Annotated in this window: 13 protein-coding genes; 3 read left to right on the plus strand and 10 right to left on the minus strand. The window is 70.6% G+C overall.

All coding sequences use genetic code 11. The features are described 5' to 3' along the window. Window positions 1-84: 84 nt before the first annotated feature. The gene (locus tag AC4BGB_RS05140) at window positions 85-2,022 is read right to left on the minus strand and encodes a TIGR03960 family B12-binding radical SAM protein (protein WP_490545332.1); all 1,938 of its coding nucleotides are present in this window, start codon (window positions 2,020-2,022) and stop codon (window positions 85-87) included. Window positions 2,023-2,162: 140 nt separating this feature from the next. Here AC4BGB_RS05140 and AC4BGB_RS05145 point away from each other — a divergent pair, with 140 nt between their 5' ends. Together AC4BGB_RS05145 and AC4BGB_RS05150 are read left to right on the plus strand one after the other, a co-directional pair. Continuing rightward, complete coding sequence (locus AC4BGB_RS05145; protein WP_490545334.1) at window positions 2,163-4,040, plus strand: sensor histidine kinase; 1,878 nt, start codon at window positions 2,163-2,165, stop codon at window positions 4,038-4,040. Window positions 4,041-4,258: 218 nt separating this feature from the next. Next, the gene (locus tag AC4BGB_RS05150; RefSeq protein ID WP_490545336.1) at window positions 4,259-6,229 is read left to right on the plus strand and encodes a sensor histidine kinase; all 1,971 of its coding nucleotides are present in this window, start codon (window positions 4,259-4,261) and stop codon (window positions 6,227-6,229) included. A 51-nt stretch (window positions 6,230-6,280) separates the two neighbouring features. Here AC4BGB_RS05150 and rodA read toward each other — a convergent pair whose 3' ends face one another. The 8 genes from rodA to AC4BGB_RS05190 form a co-directional block, all read right to left on the minus strand. Further along, window positions 6,281-7,453: a rod shape-determining protein RodA gene (rodA, locus tag AC4BGB_RS05155; RefSeq protein ID WP_490545338.1), complete on the minus strand. Its 1,173-nt coding sequence runs from the start codon at window positions 7,451-7,453 to the stop codon at window positions 6,281-6,283. Next, complete coding sequence (gene mrdA, locus AC4BGB_RS05160; protein WP_490545339.1) at window positions 7,450-9,588, minus strand: penicillin-binding protein 2; 2,139 nt, start codon at window positions 9,586-9,588, stop codon at window positions 7,450-7,452. Before mrdA ends, rodA begins: the two co-directional genes overlap by 4 nt. Further along, on the minus strand, window positions 9,585-10,103 hold the full coding sequence (gene mreD / locus AC4BGB_RS05165) for a rod shape-determining protein MreD (RefSeq protein ID WP_490545341.1): 519 nt from the start codon (window positions 10,101-10,103) through the stop codon (window positions 9,585-9,587). Before mreD ends, mrdA begins: the two co-directional genes overlap by 4 nt. Then, entirely contained in the window at window positions 10,100-11,095 is a 996-nt protein-coding gene (gene mreC, locus AC4BGB_RS05170; protein WP_490545343.1) for a rod shape-determining protein MreC, read from the minus strand. Before mreC ends, mreD begins: the two co-directional genes overlap by 4 nt. Before the next feature lie 3 nt (window positions 11,096-11,098). Continuing rightward, window positions 11,099-12,124, minus strand: coding sequence for a rod shape-determining protein (locus AC4BGB_RS05175; protein WP_490545345.1), 1,026 nt, complete (start codon window positions 12,122-12,124; stop codon window positions 11,099-11,101). 164 nt (window positions 12,125-12,288) lie between these two features. Further along, entirely contained in the window at window positions 12,289-12,711 is a 423-nt protein-coding gene (gene ndk / locus AC4BGB_RS05180; RefSeq protein ID WP_490545346.1) for a nucleoside-diphosphate kinase, read from the minus strand. Between the two features lie 10 nt (window positions 12,712-12,721). Next, entirely contained in the window at window positions 12,722-13,114 is a 393-nt protein-coding gene (locus tag AC4BGB_RS05185) for a DUF4233 domain-containing protein (protein ID WP_490545348.1), read from the minus strand. Further along, complete coding sequence (locus AC4BGB_RS05190; protein WP_490545350.1) at window positions 13,114-14,544, minus strand: bifunctional folylpolyglutamate synthase/dihydrofolate synthase; 1,431 nt, start codon at window positions 14,542-14,544, stop codon at window positions 13,114-13,116. The genes AC4BGB_RS05185 and AC4BGB_RS05190 overlap by 1 nt, the downstream gene beginning before the upstream one ends. Before the next feature lie 57 nt (window positions 14,545-14,601). Here AC4BGB_RS05190 and valS point away from each other — a divergent pair, with 57 nt between their 5' ends. After that, a complete protein-coding gene (gene valS, locus AC4BGB_RS05195; protein ID WP_490545352.1) occupies window positions 14,602-17,220 on the plus strand; it encodes a valine--tRNA ligase in 2,619 nt (872 codons plus the stop codon). A 34-nt stretch (window positions 17,221-17,254) separates the two neighbouring features. Here the strand turns inward: valS and AC4BGB_RS05200 are convergent, their stop codons facing one another. Then, window positions 17,255-18,172: a hypothetical protein gene (locus tag AC4BGB_RS05200; protein ID WP_490545354.1), complete on the minus strand. Its 918-nt coding sequence runs from the start codon at window positions 18,170-18,172 to the stop codon at window positions 17,255-17,257. Window positions 18,173-18,306 lie beyond the last annotated feature (134 nt).

Below are 18,306 nucleotides of genomic sequence, written 5' to 3' on the forward strand. Positions count from 1 at the left end.
AACCGTATTGTCCGGTTTCCGGTCTATCCCGCACAGAATCGACCCTTGACGCGGAGGGGTCGCCTGCGAGAACGGGAGCTGCGCTCAGACCACGCTGAGCGGCAGCAGGGTCTGCCCCGTGGGCCCGATCTGGATGTCGGTGCCCATCTCAGGACACACGCCACAGTCGTAGCAGGGCGTCCACCGGCAGTCCTCGACGTCGACGGAGTCCGGGTCGAGCGCGTCCTCCCAGTCCTGCCACAGCCAGTCCTTGTCGAGACCCGAGTCGAGGTGGTCCCACGGGAGCACCTCACCGTAGGTCCGCTCACGGGTGGTGAACCAGTCGAGGTCCACGCCGGTGCCGGCCAGCCCGGTCTGGGCCGCCGAGATCCAGCGGTCGTAGGAGAAGTGCTCGCTCCAGCCGTCGAAGCGGGCACCGTCACGCCACACCTGCTCCACGACCCGGCCCACGCGCCGGTCGCCGCGGGAGAGCAGTCCCTCGATGATCCCGGGCTTGCCGTCGTGGTAGCGGAACCCGATGGCCCGGGCGTACTTCTTGTCCGCGCGGACCAGCTCGCGCAGCTTGCGCAGCCGGTCGTCGGTGGTCTCCACGTCGAGCTGCGAGGCCCACTGGAAGGGCGTGTGCGGCTTGGGCACGAACCCGCCGATCGAGACCGTGCACCGGATGTCGTTGTGCCCGGCGACCCTGCGGCCCTCGGCGATCACCCGCTTCGCCAGGTCCGCGATGGCCAGGACGTCCTCGTCGGTCTCGGTGGGCAGGCCGCACATGAAGTACAGCTTCACCTGCCGCCAGCCGTGGGAGTACGCCGCGGAGACCGTGCGGATCAGGTCGTCCTCGGTGACCATCTTGTTGATCACCTTGCGCATCCGCTCCGATCCGCCCTCGGGCGCGAACGTCAGCCCGGAGCGGCGCCCGTTGCGGGAGAACTCGTTGGCCAGGGTGATGTTGAACGCGTCCACGCGCGTGCTCGGCAGCGACAGGGAGACGTTGGTGCCCTCGTAGCGGTCGGCCAGCCCCTTGGCCACCTCCCCGATCTCGGAGTGGTCCGCGCTGGAGAGCGACAGCAGGCCGACCTCCTCGAAGCCGGACTTGCGGACGCCGTTCTCCACCATCTCCGCGATCGTGGTGATCGAGCGCTCGCGGACGGGGCGGGTGATCATCCCCGCCTGGCAGAACCGGCAGCCACGGGTGCAGCCGCGGAAGATCTCGACACTGAACCGCTCGTGCACCGTCTCGGCCAGGGGCACCAGGGGGTTGCGCGGGTAGGGCCAGGAATCGAGGTCCATCAAGGTGTGCTTGCGCACGCGGTCGGGTACGCCGGGCCGGTTGGGCCGGGTCCCGAGCAGGGACCCGTCGTCGGCGTAGCTCACGTCGTAGAACTTCGGGACGTAGACACCGCCGCTGGCAGCCAGGCGGAGCAGGACCCCGTCGCGGCCGCCCGGACGCCCCTCGGCCTTCCACTCCCGGAAGACCTCGGTGATCGCGAGGACGATCTCCTCGCCGTCCCCGAGCACGACGGCGTCGAGGAAGTCCGCGACCGGCTCGGGGTTGAACGCCGAGTGACCACCGGCGAGCACGACCGGGTCGTCCTCGGTGCGGTCGACCGCGTGCAGCGGGATACCGGCTAGGTCGAGCGCGGTGAGCATATTGGTGTAGCCGAGCTCGGTGGAGAACGAGATCCCGAACAGGTCGAAGCCGCGCACCGGGCGGTGGCCGTCGACGGTGAACTGCGGGATGCCCTGCTCGCGCATCACCGCCTCCATGTCGGGCCACACCGAGTAGGTGCGCTCCGCGAGCACGCCCTCGGCCTCGTTGAGGACCTCGTAGAGGATCTGGACGCCCTGGTTGGGCAGTCCGACCTCGTAGGCGTCGGGGTACATCAGGGCCCAGCGGACGTCGGTCTCGGCCCAGGACTTCGAGACCGAGTTCAGCTCGCCACCGACGTACTGGATCGGCTTCTGCACCCGAGCCAGGTGCGGCTCGAGGGTGGCGAAGACAGATTCACCAGGTGGGACGGGCATGGTTGAACCTTCCACTTGAGGGGGAGGTAACAAGACTACGTCCCGACCGGTGTACCTTCCCAACCCAAAGCCGAAGGGGGAACCGGGTGGCTGACCATGCCCTTGCCTGGCGTCCTTCGAGACGCCTCTCGGTACGGGCGATGTGGTCACTGTGGCTGGTGTGCCTGGTGCTCACTCCTGGGTCGCTCGTACTGCAGCAACTACCCGCGCTGCAGGTCGCCTCGATCACCTCGATCCACGCCGCTGGGCTGATCACGTTCCTGTGGCTGGCGCTCGCCTGGCTCTGGCCCGTCCGGGTCCAGCGCAACCAGATGCTGGGCCTCACCGTGGGGCTGGCCCTGCTGGTCCACCTGTGGACGGGTGTCGCCCTCGAGGGCGACGGCCTGATCTCGGCACGGGTGGCGGTCGCCACCGTGGCGCAGGCCGGCGCCACGCTGGCGTTCTACCGGTGGCGCATCGGCGACGACAACCTCACCCCGCACCGCCCCAGCGACATCGTCGACCTGCTCCTCGCGAGCGCCGTGGGCGCCGTGGTGGTCATCCCCCTCGGCCCGACCCCCGAGGTCTGGCTGAACAGCTCCGCCTTCGACCTGTTCTGGTGGACGGCGCTGAGCACGGCGTACGTCTTCGTCGGCAGTGCCTGCGTGATGCTCCTGATCCAGCGCCGCCCACGGACCGAGGCGATTCCCACCCGGCTGATGGACGTCTACCTGCAGCTGGTGGTCACCGCCCTGTGCATCGGCGCGGTGTTCACCTTCGACCAGTACCCGCTGACCTGGATCGTGATGCTGCCGGCCATCTGGGCCGGGCTGAGCCTGGGGCCGTGGACCTCAGCGGCGTACAGCCTCACCGGTGCCTCCGCGGTGGTGATCGCCCAGGCGATCCCGGCGGCAAAGGACACCTACGGCACCTCCGACCTGCCCAACGTGCTCCTGCTCGACAGCCTGATGGCCGCCTTCGTGTTCGTGGTGCTGCTCCTCTCGCTGGTGCGCGACCAGCGTGCCCACCTCGCCGGCGAGGTGGTGCGCCGTCGCCAGGAGGCGCTCGACCAGGCCGGCCTGCTCGGGACCGTGTTCGAGTCCATCAACGAGGCCCTGGTCCTGATGGACACCCACGGCGTCGTGCAGCTGCACAACTCGGCCGCCCTGCAGATCCTCGGGCGCGAGAAGCTCACCGCGGAGCCCGGCCGCTGGCTGGACCGCAAGGAGGCCGACCCGGCGTTCACCTACTCCTTCCACCGTGACGGCTCCGAGGACGGCGTGCGCATCCTCGCCGTACAGCTGGCCCCGGTGCAGTACGCCGGGTCCGACAGCGTGGTCGCGATCGTCCGGGACGTCACCACCGAGCAGCAGCGCATCGAGGAGCTGGCCAGCTTCGCCGCCGTCGCGGCGCACGACCTGAAGAGCCCGCTCGCCGCGGTCACCGGCTGGATGGAGGTGGCCGAGGACGCGCTCGACGGCGACCCGGAGCTGGCCCTGCAAGCACTGCAGCGCGGCCGTCACGCCACCGACCGGATGTCTCGCGAGATCGAGGACTGGCTGACCTACAACGTCGCCCGCGAAGGGGTCGTGCAGCCTGAGTCGATCCCGCTCCAGCCCTGCGTGGACTCGATCGCCGCCACGTTCCCGGGGGTCGACTTCGTCGTACGGACCCCGCACACCGTGCTGGTGGACCCGACCCTGCTGCGGCACCTGCTGGCGAACCTGATCGGGAACGCGGTGAAGTACACCGCTCCGGGGGAACGACCCGCGGTCACCGTGCGCAGCTTCGCCGGCGGCGACGACCAGAACTGCGTCCGGCTCTACGTCGTCGATGCCGGCATCGGGATCCCCGAGGGCGAGGAGGTCGCGGTCTTCGAGCCCTTCCGGCGCGCGTCGAGCGTGGTCGGCACCTACGAGGGCTCCGGACTCGGGCTCGCCCTGTGCAAGCGCATCGTGCGCCGGCACGGTGGCCAGATCAGCGCGGCCCGCAACGAGGGGCCGGGCACCACGATCACGGTCACGCTCCCCCGTGGCTGACCACGCCCGTCCGAGCCGGGGCGGATCCGATGCGACCGGTGCTGGTCCAGGGACTGGTCCAGGGACGCCGAGTCGATCGATCCCCTGATCCTTGATAACCGGACGAGGGCACCGACTGGCAGCCTAGACTGAGTCCGGACAGAAAAGGGCAAATGGTACGCGACGACCTGGAAGATCCTGTGGAGCGTCCGCACACTGGTGCGCACGCACACTCGGCCATGTCGTTTCGCCAAGCCGCTCCCTACTTCGGGTTCGCGTTCGCGTGCTACTGCGTGGCCCCGTTCCTGGGCCTGGACAGCCGCGACGTCGACCCCCGGATCGCCGAGGTGTGGCCCCCGGGGGGCGTCGGCTTCGTGCTGCTGAGCACCATCTGGTTCGCAGGCAGAGGGGTGGTCGTCGCGACGCTCACCGCCATGTTCGCCATCTTCGCGAGCACGGCTGCCGCGATGGGCTACTCCCCGCCGATGGCGGTCTGGCTCGCGTTGACCGGTGTCGGCCAGCCACTGCTGATGACCTGGTGGTACCGCCGCCGCCTCAGCCACCCCGGGTGGGCGCCCGAGAACCCCGGCGAGGTCGCAGCCCTGCTCTACGCCTCGGTCGGCACCTCGCTGCTGCTCGGGCTGCTGGGCGGCTTCCCGCTCCTCTCCCCCACCGAGCTGCCCTCGGAGGTGCTGCTGTGGTGGGTGCTGCGCAACACCGTGTTCTGCTTCGTGGGCGGCGTCACGTTCATGGTGATGTTCTACGGCCGGCGCTCCACGATCCTCCCGGCCAGCTCGGTGCTGAACCGGGTCGCGCTCGCGGTCACCTCGGTGGTGTGCGTCTACGGCACCTACTACGACCCGTCGCTGCCGCTGTCCTGGCTGCTGATCGTCCCGAGCGTCTGGGGCGGCCTCACCCTCACGGTCCGAGGCACGGGCTACCTCGCCATCACCGTGGCGCTGCTCTCCGCGGTGATGACCTACCTCCCCCAGAACGCCCGGTTCGGGTACGACGGCGTACTGCCCGCCTCCTCGATCGTCGACCTGCTGATCATCGCCAGCACCGGCTTCCTGCTGCTGCTGACCCTGATGCGTGAGCAGCGCGGCATCCTGATCGACCAGCTCGACCGCAACGGCAAGGAGTCGGAGAAGCAGCGGCAGGTCCTCGAGACGGTGTTCAACTCCATGACCGACGGCGTGATCATCGTCGGGGACTCCAAGGTCTCGATGTTCAACCAGGCTGCCCGCCAGCTCCTGGGCCGGCCCCTGCCGGCCCAGACCCCCGAGTCGTGGACCGGCACGTTCGGCCTCAGCAGCCCCGACGGCGGACCGCTCGACGACGCCATCCTGACCAGGCACCTGTTCGAGAACCACCGGGCCCAGGGCCAGTCCAGGCCGGTCGAGGTGCGGGTGGGGACCGACGCCGCCCCCCGGATCCTGGAGGTGACCGCGCAGCCACTCGGGCAGGCACCGGATCGTTCCAGCATCCTGCTGCTGCACGAGGTCACCGCCCAGCGGGCCCGCCTGCGCGAGCTGAGCAACTTCGCCGGCATGGTCGCCCATGACCTGCGCGGCCCGCTGACGGTCCTCGACGGGTGGCTCGAGGTCGTCCAGGACGGCGGGACCGAGGAGGACCAGCGCGACGTCGTCGACAACGCGGTCGCCAAGGCGCGGGACGCGAGCAGGCGGATGCGCCAGGTGATCGAGGACTGGCTGAACTACACCGTCGTGCAGAACGGCCAGCTGCGTCCCGAGGCGGTCAAGCTGGAGGACGTCACCACCGAGGTGATCGCAAGCAGGCGGGCGCACTGGGTGGAGGCCGACGAACCGCGCTTCGTGGTCGCCCTGTCCCACCAGGTCGCGGCCGACCCCGGGCTGCTGCGCCAACTCCTGGACAACCTCGTCGGCAACGCCATCAAGTACACGCCGGCCGACCGGGCCCCGTGGATCGAGATCAGCTCCGCCCCCGACGACGAGTCCGGCTGGATCAGGGTCAACATCGTCGACCGCGGGATCGGCATCCCGGAGGGCCAGGAGGAGAACATCTTCCAGGAGTTCCACCGCGGCGCGGTCGAGGGGCGTTCGGCGGGCACCGGGCTGGGCCTGGCCCTGACCCGGCGCATCGTCGAGCTGCACGGCGGCGAGATCTCGGCCAGCACCGAGGCCGACGGCGGTGCGAGGTTCAGCTTCACCCTGCCCGAGGCCCAGTGATCGGGAGCCCAGTGATCCAGAGCCCAGTGATCCCCCACTGACCCGAGGCGGCTAGCGCGGCCTGGACCCCGCGCTGCCGCGCATCGCGATGTTGAGCAGCAGCCCGACCGCCATCATCGAGGCGAACATCGAGGATCCTCCGTAGGAGACCAGCGGCAACGGCACCCCGGTGACGGGCATGATCCCCAGGCACATCCCGACGTTCTGGAAGGTCTGGAAGGCGAACCAGCAGGCGATCCCGGCGGCGGCGACCCGGCCGAACATGTCGTCGGCGTGCATCGAGATGTGCAGCGCGCGCCACAGCAGCACCGCGAACAGCAGGATCAGGGCCCCGGCGCCGATCAGGCCGAGCTCCTCCCCCGCGACGGTGAAGATGAAGTCGGTGTGCTGCTCGGGCACGAACCGGGACCGGGTCTGGGACCCCTCGAAGAGGCCCTGGCCGAACAGGCCGCCGTTGCCGATGGCGATGCGCGCCTGGGTGGTGTTGTAGCCGGCCCCGCGGGGGTCGAGCCCGGGATCGGTGAACGCCATGAACCGGTTGATCTGGTACTGCTTGAGCAGGCCCAGCGAGATCGCGAGCACGGCGACGGCCACGCCCGCGGTGAACAGCGAGACCAGCCAGCGGCGCGGCACGCCCGCGACCGCGAGCACCCCGAAGACCGTGGCCGTGAGCACCAGCATCGTGCCGAGGTCCGGCTGCAGGATGATCAGCACGGCGGGGATGCCGGCGATCGTGCCCAGCAGGGCGATGTCGACCGACCCGATCTGGCGGCTGCGGGAGTTCTCGGTGCGCTCGGCGATCACCATCGCCATCGCGATCACCACCGCGAGCTTGGCGAACTCCGCGGGCTGGATGGACAGTCCCCCGATCATCAGCCAGGAGCGCGACCCGTTGATCGTCGTACCCATCGCGAGGACGAGCAGCAGGCCGATGATCGAGCCGACGTAGACCAACGGGGTGACGATGCGCACCCATCGGTGGTCGGTGGCCATCACCGCGGCCGCGAGCACGAGGCCGATCATCAGGTTGACCAGGTGCTTGTGCAGGTAGGCCGTGGGGTCCCCGCCGGTCAGCGACTCGTTGTTGGCGGTCGCCGACCACACCAACAGGGTCCCGATCGCCACGATCGCGGCTGCCGCCCCGACCAGGATCCAGTCCAGGCGGGGTACGACGACGCGGCTGCGGCTGACGGTGGTGCGGCCCGGTGGCAGGAGAGTGGTCACTGTCCCCCCTTCGGCGAGGGCGGCAGGATCGAGCCGTCCTGGGCGAAGGTCGGCAGCTCACGCGGGCTCGTGGTCCCCGGGATCGCTGCCTTGGACGGCTTCACGGCGGTGCCCTTGACGCCGTACAGGTGCTCCCAGATCTTGCGGATCGCCGGGCCCGACGTGCCCGAACCGGTGCCGCCCTGGCTGACCATCATCACCACGACGTAGTCCTCGGTGTAGGAGGCCACCCAGGAGGTGGACTGCTTGCCGTAGACCTCGGCCGAACCGGTCTTGGCCCGCACCTTGACCTTGTCCAGCGGGAACTCGGTCAGGCGCCAGGCCATGGTGCCGGTCGTCGAGACGCCCTTGAGCGCGTCGTCGATGAACTTGAGGTACTCCTTCTTGACCGGGACCTTCGCCTGGACCTTGGGCGGGAACGCCTTGATCAGCTTGCCCTCCGGGCTGACGATGGCCTTGGCCACGCGGGGCTCGTAGAGCGTGCCGCCGTTGGCGATCGCCCCGTAGGCGCGGGCGAGCTGGAGCGGGGTCACCACGGTGTCGCCCTGGCCGATCGCGAAGTTGACCGCGTCACCGGCCCGGTAGGCGAACCCCTCGAGGCAGAACTCGCGCGCGAACCGGTGCAGGAAGTCGTTGCCGTCCTCCTTGCCGACCTTGCAGTAGTACTTCTTCATCGACTCCCAGTAGGCGAGCTTCCACTTCCGGTCGGCGATGCGGCCGCTGGCCTCCCCCGGTACGTCGATCCCGGTGACCTTCCCGAAGCCGAACTTCTTCGCCATCGCGACCAGGGGGTCCTTGGCGTCGACGTCGGCGACGTCGGTGCCGTACTTGCGCCAGTAGTCGTAGCCGATCCGGTAGAAGAACGTGTTGCAGGACACCTCGAGGGCCTTGGCGAACCCGATCGAGCCGTAGGCGCCGGACTCGTAGTTCTTGAACACCCGGTTGCCGACCTGGAAGCCCGAGGAGCACGCCAGGGTGGAGCTCTTGGAGTAGCCGTTCTCCAGCGCACCGGCGGTCATCATCGGCTTCCACGTGGACCCGGGCGCGAACTGTCCCTGGGTGGCGCGCGAGAGCAACGGGGTGCCGGTCGACTCCGAGTAGAGCCGCTCGAGCTCCTTGCTGCTGATGCCGCCCGCCCAGACCTCCGGGTCGTAGGTGGGCTGGCTGGCCATCGCGACCACGCGGCCGGTCTTCGCGTCGAGCACGACCGCGGCGCCGCTGTCCGCGGCGTACTTGCGGCCGGTGACGGTGTCGGTGGTGGCCCGGGCGGTCTTGATCGTCTCGTTGAGCTGCTTCTCCACGAACGACTGCACCTTGGAGTCGATCGAGGTGACCAGCGTGTTTCCGGGGGTGGAGTCGGTCTCGCCGGAGTCGCCGAGCACGCGGCCCATCGAGTCCACAGCGACCTTCTTGTAGCCGGGCTCACCACGCAGCCACGTGTCGTAGGCCTTCTCCACGCCCGCCCGGCCGACCACCGAGGCACCGTTGACCGAGGTGTCGTCGTCCTTGCCGGCCTCGTCGAGCTCGCCCTCGGTGATCGGGCTGAGGTAGCCGAGGAGGTGGGCGGCGTTCACGCCGTACGGCGCGGGGTAGGCGCGCACGCTCTCCTGCTGGGCGAGCACCCCGGGGTAGTCCTCGGACTTCTCGAGCACCTTGACCGCGATCTTCTGCGGGACGTCGCGCGCCACCGGCACCGGTTGGTACGGCGAGCCGTTCCAGCAGGTCCCGCGCTTGGAGTCGGGCTGGCCGCACAGCAGCATCCGGGCCTCGATGGCGTCGACCTCGACCCCGACGACCCCGGCGAGCTTGTCCAGCGTCTGCGCGCGCACGTCCTCGGGCAGCTTGCCGAGCAGGGTGCGGTCGACGCTGACCACCCAGCTGCTGCGGTTGGCGACGAGCGGACGGCCCATGGCGTCGACGATCAGGCCACGCGCGGGCTGCACCACCACGTCGCGCACCGACTGCTGGGCGGCCTGCACGCGGTAGGCGTCGCCGGTGAGCACCTGCATGTACCACAGCCGCGCGAACAGCGTCAGGAACAGCGAGAGCACCAGCGCCTGGACGACGAAGAGCCGCAACCGGCTCTTCTGCGAGGCGTTGGGACGGATCCGCGCAGCGGCCATCAGACGAGTCATCCTCGGTACGCCAGCTCGGCGGTCCGGGAGCGCTCGAAGAGCGCCATCAGCCCAGGGAGCAGGAGCGGGGCCACCACGATGTCCCAGAGCAGCGCGATCCCGATCACCTGGAGCATCTCCGAGACGGGCAGGGCGTGGTCGCCGAGGACGACCCCGCTGAGCGCGAAGACCGACGTGGCGACGAACGAGCACACCGCGACCGTGGCCAGGGCCGCGAGCGGGCTGCGCTGGGCGTCGGCGCGCACGCGGCCGGCCAGGATCGCCGCCAGCACGAGTGCGAGCGCCCAGCGGCCGGCGACGTGGTCGGCCGGCGGGGCGAGGTCGAGCAGCAGGCCCGCGACGAGCCCGACGGTGGCGCCGAACTGCGGGCCGCGCGCGACCGTGGCCGCGACCACGACCACGAGCGCCAGGTTGGGCACCACCCCGTTGACCGAGAACAGGCTGAACACGGCCACCTGGAGGATGACCGCCAGCACGACGACTCCGCCGACGAGACCGGCGCGGGCGAGGCTCATCGGTCGTCCTCGCTCTTGCCGGCTTCCGCGGTGCCGCCGTTGATCACGAGGCGGTCACCCTTGGTGGCACGGGGTACGACGACCCCGACCACGTCGAGGGCGGTGAAGTTCACGAACGGGTCGATCACGGCGTGCTTGGCCAGCTCGCGCGGCGTGGAGTACACCGACTCGACCTTGCCGATCGGGATCCCAGCGACGTAGGGAACGCCGTTCTGGCTCCCCCAGGTCACCACCACATCGCCCTTGGCCGGGGAGACCGAGTTGTCCACCAGGTCCAGGTCGAGGCGGCCGCGGTTGCCCGTGACCCCCCGGCCCCGCAGGAAGCCGATCTCCATGTTGGACCCGAGCCGGCCACCGACCACGGAGTCGGTGTCGAGGACGAGCAGCACGACGGCGGTGCGCCGGGTGGCGCTGATCACGCGGCCGACGAGCCCGTCGTTGTTGAGCACGGTCATGTCCGGGCGGATGCCCGAGGACGTCCCGGCGTCGATCGTGACCGTGCGGGAGAACGACTGCATCGGGCCCATCCCCACCACCCGGGCGGCGACGAGGGCGTAGCCGGTCTCGTTGGCGGTCGCGGTGAGCCCGTCGAGCTCGCGCAGCCGGTTGCGGTCCAGCGGTGCCTGCTCGACCTCGGAGCGCAGCTGGGAGTTCTGGGCCGAGAGGCGGGCCACGTCGGCGCGCAGGTCGTGGTTGGAGCTGAAGTAGGCCAGCGTGTCCCGCACCGGACGTGCGACGGTCGCGGCAGTGGCCTCGATCGGACCGATCACGTTGCCCACCGCCGTACGCGCCGGGTCGAGCGGCGAGCCGTCGTCGCTGGCGGCATCCACGGTGATCACGGTCAGCGAGGTGGCGACGAGCAGCCCGACGACCAGGCGCGAGGATCCACCGCGCTGGCGGCCGAAGCCGGTCCGGACGTCGTCGTTGACCGCGCGCCCGAGTGCGGGCCCGCGGACGTTGCCCGTCCTTGGGCGAAGACGCTTCCTGTCCACCCGTTACCGCCTGTGGTCCGAGACGAGCACCTGCTGCAGCGCCTCGAACTCCTCGACGCACTTGCCGGCGCCGAGGGCCACCGAGGTGAGCGGGTGGCTGGCGATGTGCACCGGCATCCCGGTCTCGTGACGGATGCGTTCGTCGAGGCCCATCAGGAGGGCGCCTCCGCCGGTGAGGACGATCCCGCGGTCCATGATGTCGCCGGCCAGCTCGGGGGGCGTCTGGTCGAGGGTGGTGCGCACCGCGTCGACGATGGCGTGCAGCTGCTCCTCGAGCGCCTTGCGGATCTCGGGGCTGCCGACGGTGACGGTGCGTGGGAGGCCGGAGACCATGTCGCGCCCGCGGACCTCGGCCTGACGCTCCTGCGGCAGCGGGAAGGCGGAGCCGAGGGTCATCTTGATCTCCTCGGCGGTGCGCTCCCCCAGCATCAGGGAGTGCTCCTTCTTCATCCAGGTCACGATCGCGTGGTCGAGCTCGTTGCCCGCCGTACGCACCGAGAGCGTGGTGACCAGACCGCCCAGGGAGATGACCGCCACGCCGGTGGTGCCACCGCCGACGTCGACGACCATGTTGCCGGTGGCCTCGTGCACCGGGAGCCCGGCACCGATGGCAGCCGCCATCGGCTCCTCGATGATGTAGACCCGGCGGGCGCCGGCCTGGTAGCCGGCCTCCTTGACTGCGCGCTGCTCAACGGCGGTGACGCCGCTGGGCACGCAGATGATCATCCGGGGCTTGGTGAAGTAGCGGCGCTTGTGCACCTGCTGGATGAAGTAGCGCAGCATCTCCTCGGTCGCGTCCAGGTCGGCGATCACGCCGTCCTTCAGCGGCCGGATCGCGGTGATCCCGTCCGGCGTACGGCCGATCATCCGCTTGGCCTCGTGGCCCACGGCGAGGATCTCGTGGGTCTGGCTGTTCATCGCCACCACGGAGGGCTCGTCGACCAGGACGCCCTTGCCCCGCACGTAGACGAGCGTGTTCGCCGTACCGAGGTCGACCGCCATGTCGCGGCCGATCAGACTGTTGGCCATCGGTTCCGCCTCGAAGCTGCAGTGGTGGGGAAGCGGTGTGGCACGACACGCGCCCCACCGTCATCGAAGCCTAAGAGGCGACCCGACGACTTCTCGGGACGACACGCGGCCCCACGGTGTGAGCTTGTCGCCCGAGCGGCGGTCAGGCGGTCAGGGGCAGGCGGTCAGGCGAGCTCGGGGAACCACAGGGCGATCTCGCGGGCTGCGGACTCGGGGCTGTCCGAGCCGTGCACGAGGTTCTCCCGGTTGGACAGCGACAGGTCGCCGCGGATCGTGCCCGGGGCGGCCTTGCGACCGTCGGTGGCCCCGTTGAGGGCGCGCACTACCTCGATCGCCTGCTCGCCCTCGAGGACCGCCGCGACGAGCGGACCGCTCGTCACGAAGTCGCGCAGCGGGGGGTAGAAGTCCTTCTCCACGTGCTCGGCGTAGTGCGCGTCGGCCTGGGCCGCGTCGATGTGCCGCTGCTCCATCGCGACGATGCCCAGGCCCTTGGCCTCGTACCGGGACAGGACCTGGCCCACCAGCCCTCGGCGTACGGTGTCGGGCTTGAGCAGGACCAGGGTGCGCAGTGCTGTGCCGTCGGTCATACCCACCAGCCTAGTGCGGGTGGTCAGCCGGATCGGCCTGGGCCTGCCCGGCCGCCTTCCCGGGGTAGTTCCCGGTGCGCTCCCACTCCGCCCGCTCGGCCTCGATCTTGCGGCCGAGGAAGTACGCCGTGGCCCACAGCGCGAGGAAGACCGCGCCGAGGAAGAACATCGTCGGGACCGCGAAGCCGAGGGCGATCGCAGCCACCTGGATGACCCACCCCAGCCAGTAGGCCCAGGCGAAGCGCAGGGTCCCGGCCGCCACGACGCAGGCGAGGGTGAGACCGAGGCCCACCCACAGCGCCAGCGCGGTGGAGACGCCGGCCACCGAGATCAGCACCGGCGTGGCCAGGCCGAACGCGATCGCCTCCAGCGCGAGGATCGCGGCGCAGAGTCGTCGCTGCATCAGCCCTGGTCCTGTTCCCGGCTGCGGCTGCCGTCGGGGTTGCGCCGCGAGCGCAGCATGCTGCGTGCCTCGCCGACCGTGACCACGGATCCCGTGACCAGCACCCCACCGGAGCCGATCGCGTCGCCGAAGGCACCGCCTGCCTCGGCCAGTGCCGCGGCCTGGTCCAGGGCGTCGGCCAGCGAGGGGGTCTCGCTGACCCGGTCCTGCCCGAAGATCCCCAGCGCCGCCTCGGCCAGCTCGGAGGCCGGCATCGAGCGCGAGGTGGAGTTTTGGGTGCACACGATGTGGGACAGCACCGGCTCGAGCTCGGAGAGCAGGCCCTCGTAGTCCTTGTCGGCCATCACCGCGACCACGCCGATCAGCGGCGAGAACTGGAACGAGTCCTCGATGGCCGCGACCAGCGCCGTCGCACCGTGCGGGTTGTGCGCCGCGTCGAGCACGATCGTGGGCGAGCGGCGGATCACCTCCAGGCGACCGGGAGAGGTCACCTCGGCGAACGCCTCCAGCACCAGGCCGGCCTCCAGCACCTCGTCACCGAGCAGCGCCTCGACCGCGGCGAGCGCCAGTACGGCGTTCTGTGCCTGGTGGGCGCCGTAGAGCGGGAGGAACACCTCCTCGTAGGCACCGCGCAGCCCCTGCAGGCCGAGCACCTGACCGCCGACGGCGGGCACCCTGCTCGTCACCCCGAAGTCGAGGCCCTCACGCAGGAGCGTGGCGCCCACCTCGGTGCACTGCTCCACGATCACCTGGGCGACCTCCTCGGACTGCACGGCCGAGACCACCACGGTGCCGGGCTTGATGATCCCGACCTTCTCCCGCGCGACCGTGGCCGGCGTCGAGCCGAGGTAGCTCGCGTGGTCGACCGCGATCGGCGTGAGCACGGCGACCTTGGCGTCCATCACGTTGGTGGCGTCCCAGGTGCCGCCCATCCCGACCTCGACGACGGCCGCGTCGACGGGGGCGTCGGCGAAGGCGGCGTACGCCATGGCGACGATGGTCTCGAAGAAGGACAGCGGGTGGTCGTGGTCGGCGTCGACGAGGTGGGTGTACGGCGCCACGTCGTTGAACGCGCGGACGAAGTCCTCCTCGCTGATCGGCTCGCCGTCGAGGCTGATCCGCTCGGTCATCGACTCCAGGTGGGGGCTGGTGAACCTCCCGACCCGGAGCCCGGCCGTCGCGATCAGGGTCTCGATCATCCGGGCGGTGGAGGTCTTGCCGTTGGTGCCGGTGATGTGGACCACCGGGTAGGTGCGCTGGGGGTCGCCGAGCAGCTCCATGAAGTCCGAGATGCGGTCCAGGGTCGGGTCGAGCCGGCTCTCGGGCCAACGGCTCAGCAAGGCATCGGCGACCTCGTCGTAGGACTCGGCGAGACGTGCTTCGGGGGCCGCATCAGGAGCGGAGGCATCGGGGAAGGGGGTGGTGTCCATCGAGTGGAAGTCTAGGTCGTGACGAGTGGGGACCTGCATCTCCGTAGGATTCGCATCATGACTGACTCCCCCGAGAACACCGCACCCCGCGAGACGGCCGCCGCTGCCGTCGTACCGGACCGCGCCGCGCTCGAGGGCCTGGAGGCCAAGTGGTCCGCGCAGTGGAAGGCCGACGACACCTACGCCTTCGACCGGACCCGCCCGCGCAGCGAGGTCTACTCGATCGACACTCCCCCGCCGACCGTCTCCGGGTCGCTGCACGTGGGCCACGTCTTCTCCTACACCCACACCGACCTGGTCGCGCGCTTCCAGCGGATGCAGGGCAAGTCGGTGTTCTACCCGATGGGCTGGGACGACAACGGCCTGCCCACCGAGCGCCGGGTGCAGAACTACTACGGGGTGCGTTGCGACCCCTCGCTGCCCTACGACGCCGACTTCACCCCGCCCGCGAAGCCGGACCCCAAGCGCCAGGTGCCGATCAGCCGGCCCAACTTCATCGAGCTGTGCGAGCAGCTCGTCGAGCAGGACGAGCAGGTCTTCGAGGACCTGTGGCGCACCCTGGGGCTCTCGGTCGACTGGAGCCAGCACTACACGACGATCGGCCCCAAGGCGCAGAAGGTCAGCCAGCGTGCGTTCCTGCGCAACTTCGCCCGGGGCGAGGCCTACCTCCAGGAGGCGCCGACCCTGTGGGACGTCACCTTCCAGACCGCGGTGGCCCAGGCGGAGCTCGAGGCGCGCGAGTACGCCGGGCACTACCACCGGGTCGCCTTCCACGCCGGTGACGAGCCGGTCTACATCGAGACCACCCGTCCTGAGCTGATCCCGTCGGTCGTCGCGCTGGTCGCCCACCCCGACGACGAGCGCTACCAGCCACTGTTCGGCACCACCGTGACCTCGCCGGTCTTCGGCGTGGAGATCCCGGTGCTGGCGCACCCGCTGGCCGAGCCCGACAAGGGTGCCGGCATCGCGATGTCCTGCACCTTCGGCGACCTGACCGACGTCACCTGGTGGCGCGAGCTGCAGCTGCCGGTGCGGACGCTGATCGGCCGCGACGGCCGCCTCTCCCGCGACACCCCCGAGTGGCTCTCCAGCCCGGCCGCCGCTGCGGCGTACGAGGAGCTCAAGGGCAAGACCGCCTTCGGCGCCCGGGAGGCGATGGTCGCCCTGCTGCGAGAGAGCGGCGACCTCGACGGCGAGCCGAAGCCGACCCAGCGGATGGCGAACTTCTACGAGAAGGGCGACAAGCCGCTCGAGATCGTCGCGACCCGCCAGTGGTACATCACCAACGGCGGCCGGGACCCGCAGCTGCGCACGGAGATGCTCGAGCGCGGCGCCGAGGTCCAGTGGGTGCCGCCGCACATGAAGCACCGCTTCGACAACTGGGTCGGCGGCCTGAACGGCGACTGGCTGGTCTCGCGCCAGCGGTTCTTCGGGATCCCGTTCCCGGTCTGGTACACCCTCGACGACGCCGGTGAGCCCGACTACCAGCACCCGCTGCTCCCGAGCGAGGACCAGCTCCCGATCGACCCCTCGACCCAGGCGCCGTCGGGCTACTCCGAGGACCAGCGCGGCAAGCCGGGCGGGTTCATGGGCGACCCCGACGTGATGGACACCTGGGCCACCTCCTCGCTGACCCCGCACATCGCCGGCGGCTGGGAGGAGGACCCCGACCTCTTCGAGCGCGTCTTCCCGATGGACCTGTGCACCAACGCGCACGACATCATCCGCACCTGGCTGTTCTCGCGCATCGTCCGGGCGCACTTCGAGAACCACACCGCCCCCTGGTCGCACGCGGTGATCTCGGGCTTCATCGTCGACCCCGACCGCAAGAAGATGTCCAAGTCCAAGGGCAACGTCGTCGTGCCCAACGAGGTCCTCGACAAGTACGGCGCCGACGCCGTGCGCTGGCGGGCCGCAATGGCGCGACCGGGCCTGGACTCCCCCTTCGACGAGACCCAGATGAAGGTCGGTCGCCGGCTGGCGATGAAGGTGCTCAACGTGTCCAAGTTCGTCCTCGGCAGCGTCGGCGCCACCACCGTCGACCCCGCCCTGGTCACCGAGCCCGTGGACCGGGCGCTGCTGGGCAAGCTGGCCCGCACCGTCACCGCGGCCACCCGGGCGTTCGCGGACTACGACTACACCACCGCGCTGGAGGAGACCGAGAAGTTCTTCTGGGACTTCTGCGACGACTACGTCGAGCTGGTCAAGGAGCGCGCCTACGGCGACGGGGACGCCGAGGACCCGGTCACCGGCTCGGCTAAGGCCGCCCTCGCCACCGCGCTGCACGTCCAGCTGCGGCTCTTCGCCCCGTTCCTGCCCTACGCCACCGAAGAGGTGTGGTCGTGGTGGCAGCAGGGCTCGGTGCACACCTCGGCGTGGCCCACCGCCGAGGAGCTCGGCGAGACCGCCGGCTACGACGCCGCGGTGCTGGACGCGGTGGCCGCCGTGCTGGCCGGCGTCCGCGGTGCGAAGTCGACGGCCAAGGTGGGCATGCGCACCCCGGTCGAGCACGCCACCGTGACCGGGCCCGCTGCGGCGCTGGAGGCGATCCGGAGCGCGGAGAGCGACCTGCGTGCCGTGGGCTCGATCACCGGGGACCTGCAGCTGGTGGCCTCCGAGGACGGTCCCGAGATCCGCGTCGAGGCCGTGCTGGGGGAACCGCCGCCCAAGCGGTGACGTCCGAGGGGCCGGGAGGCTCCTCGGCCGGGGGTCAGCGACCGCGGCGCTGGTGCAGGCCGTGCTGGTGACGGTCGTGCTGGCCCCGGGACCCCGTGTGCCGGCCGTCGTGCCGCCTGTGGTCGAGCCTGCCCGGGCTGGTGGCCTTGGGCCCGCGCTTCCAGGTGTGCTTGCCGCTGTGCTTCCAGGCCCGCTTCTCGGTGCGCTTCTCAGCCCGCTTCTCGGCCCGCTTCTCGGCCCGCTTCTCAGGGCCGGACTCACCGTGACCGTGGCGGCCGAACGCCTTCCCCGGGAACCCCGGCCGTGGCGCCTTGTGGGTGCGCCGGTCACGGTCGCTGCGATCCCTGCGGTCGCTGTGGTCGGGACCGCGAGTGGTCTTGCCACGCTCACCAAACCAGTGCGGACGGTTCCGGCCCTCGCCGCGCCCCGGCTTGTCCTTGCTCGGACCCTCGTCCCGCACGGTCGGAACCGGCCGCGGGTCCGGGCCCTGTCCCTGCTGCTGGCCCGGCCTCTGGCCCGGCTGCTGGGCGGGTGCGGGGACGGCCGCCGGCGGTGCCGGGGCGAGCGGAGCGGCGGCAGGCGCACCCGTGGAGGGTTCGGGCACGTGCACCGAGGCTCGGCGGGGTCGATCGGTGCCGCTGCCGTCCCGGCCCTGTGCGCGGGCGCCCGGCTCGGTCGAGGGGCCCTCGGAGCCGGGGGCCGCCCCCGAGAGCTCGGGAGCAGGGTCGACGGTGCGGGCCCGGTCCGCGGCCGGGGCACGTTCCACCGGCGCCCTGTCCAGGGCCTGGCGCAGCACCATGTCCGGCGCCACCGCGGCGACCACTCCTCGCGGGGCACCTGCCTCGACCAGGACCTCGAACATCTGGGTGCGCAGGCCCTGGACCATGATCAGGCCGGCCGCGACGAGCACGACCAGGAAGGCCACCAACGGCCGGCGCTGCTCAGAGCTCATTCCTAGGATCCCCCCGGATGCCACGCGTCGGGCATTCGCCACCACGCTCGTCGAGGATACGACGAAATGGCCTAAACGGGCACTGTACGGGCAAGAAGCACGCCCCGGTCCCCCCGAAAGGGGACCCTGTCAGC

It is taken from the genome of Nocardioides sp. Z30_9, from assembly GCF_058215735.1.

What these genes read in the sequence shown, in the direction of transcription:
- AC4BGB_RS05140 (WP_490545332.1), bottom strand. Translation starts at nt 2,022, where the DNA reads ATGCCCGTCCCACCTGGTGAATCTGTCTTCGCCACCCTCGAGCCGCAC.
- AC4BGB_RS05145 (WP_490545334.1), top strand. Translation starts at nt 2,163, where the DNA reads ATGTGGTCACTGTGGCTGGTGTGCCTGGTGCTCACTCCTGGGTCGCTC.
- AC4BGB_RS05150 (WP_490545336.1), top strand. Translation starts at nt 4,259, where the DNA reads ATGTCGTTTCGCCAAGCCGCTCCCTACTTCGGGTTCGCGTTCGCGTGC.
- mrdA (WP_490545339.1), bottom strand. Translation starts at nt 9,588, where the DNA reads ATGACTCGTCTGATGGCCGCTGCGCGGATCCGTCCCAACGCCTCGCAG.
- mreD (WP_490545341.1), bottom strand. Translation starts at nt 10,103, where the DNA reads ATGAGCCTCGCCCGCGCCGGTCTCGTCGGCGGAGTCGTCGTGCTGGCG.
- AC4BGB_RS05175 (WP_490545345.1), bottom strand. Translation starts at nt 12,124, where the DNA reads ATGGCCAACAGTCTGATCGGCCGCGACATGGCGGTCGACCTCGGTACG.
- ndk (WP_490545346.1), bottom strand. Translation starts at nt 12,711, where the DNA reads ATGACCGACGGCACAGCACTGCGCACCCTGGTCCTGCTCAAGCCCGAC.
- AC4BGB_RS05185 (WP_490545348.1), bottom strand. Translation starts at nt 13,114, where the DNA reads ATGCAGCGACGACTCTGCGCCGCGATCCTCGCGCTGGAGGCGATCGCG.
- AC4BGB_RS05190 (WP_490545350.1), bottom strand. Translation starts at nt 14,544, where the DNA reads ATGGACACCACCCCCTTCCCCGATGCCTCCGCTCCTGATGCGGCCCCC.
- valS (WP_490545352.1), top strand. Translation starts at nt 14,602, where the DNA reads ATGACTGACTCCCCCGAGAACACCGCACCCCGCGAGACGGCCGCCGCT.
- AC4BGB_RS05200 (WP_490545354.1), bottom strand. Translation starts at nt 18,172, where the DNA reads ATGAGCTCTGAGCAGCGCCGGCCGTTGGTGGCCTTCCTGGTCGTGCTC.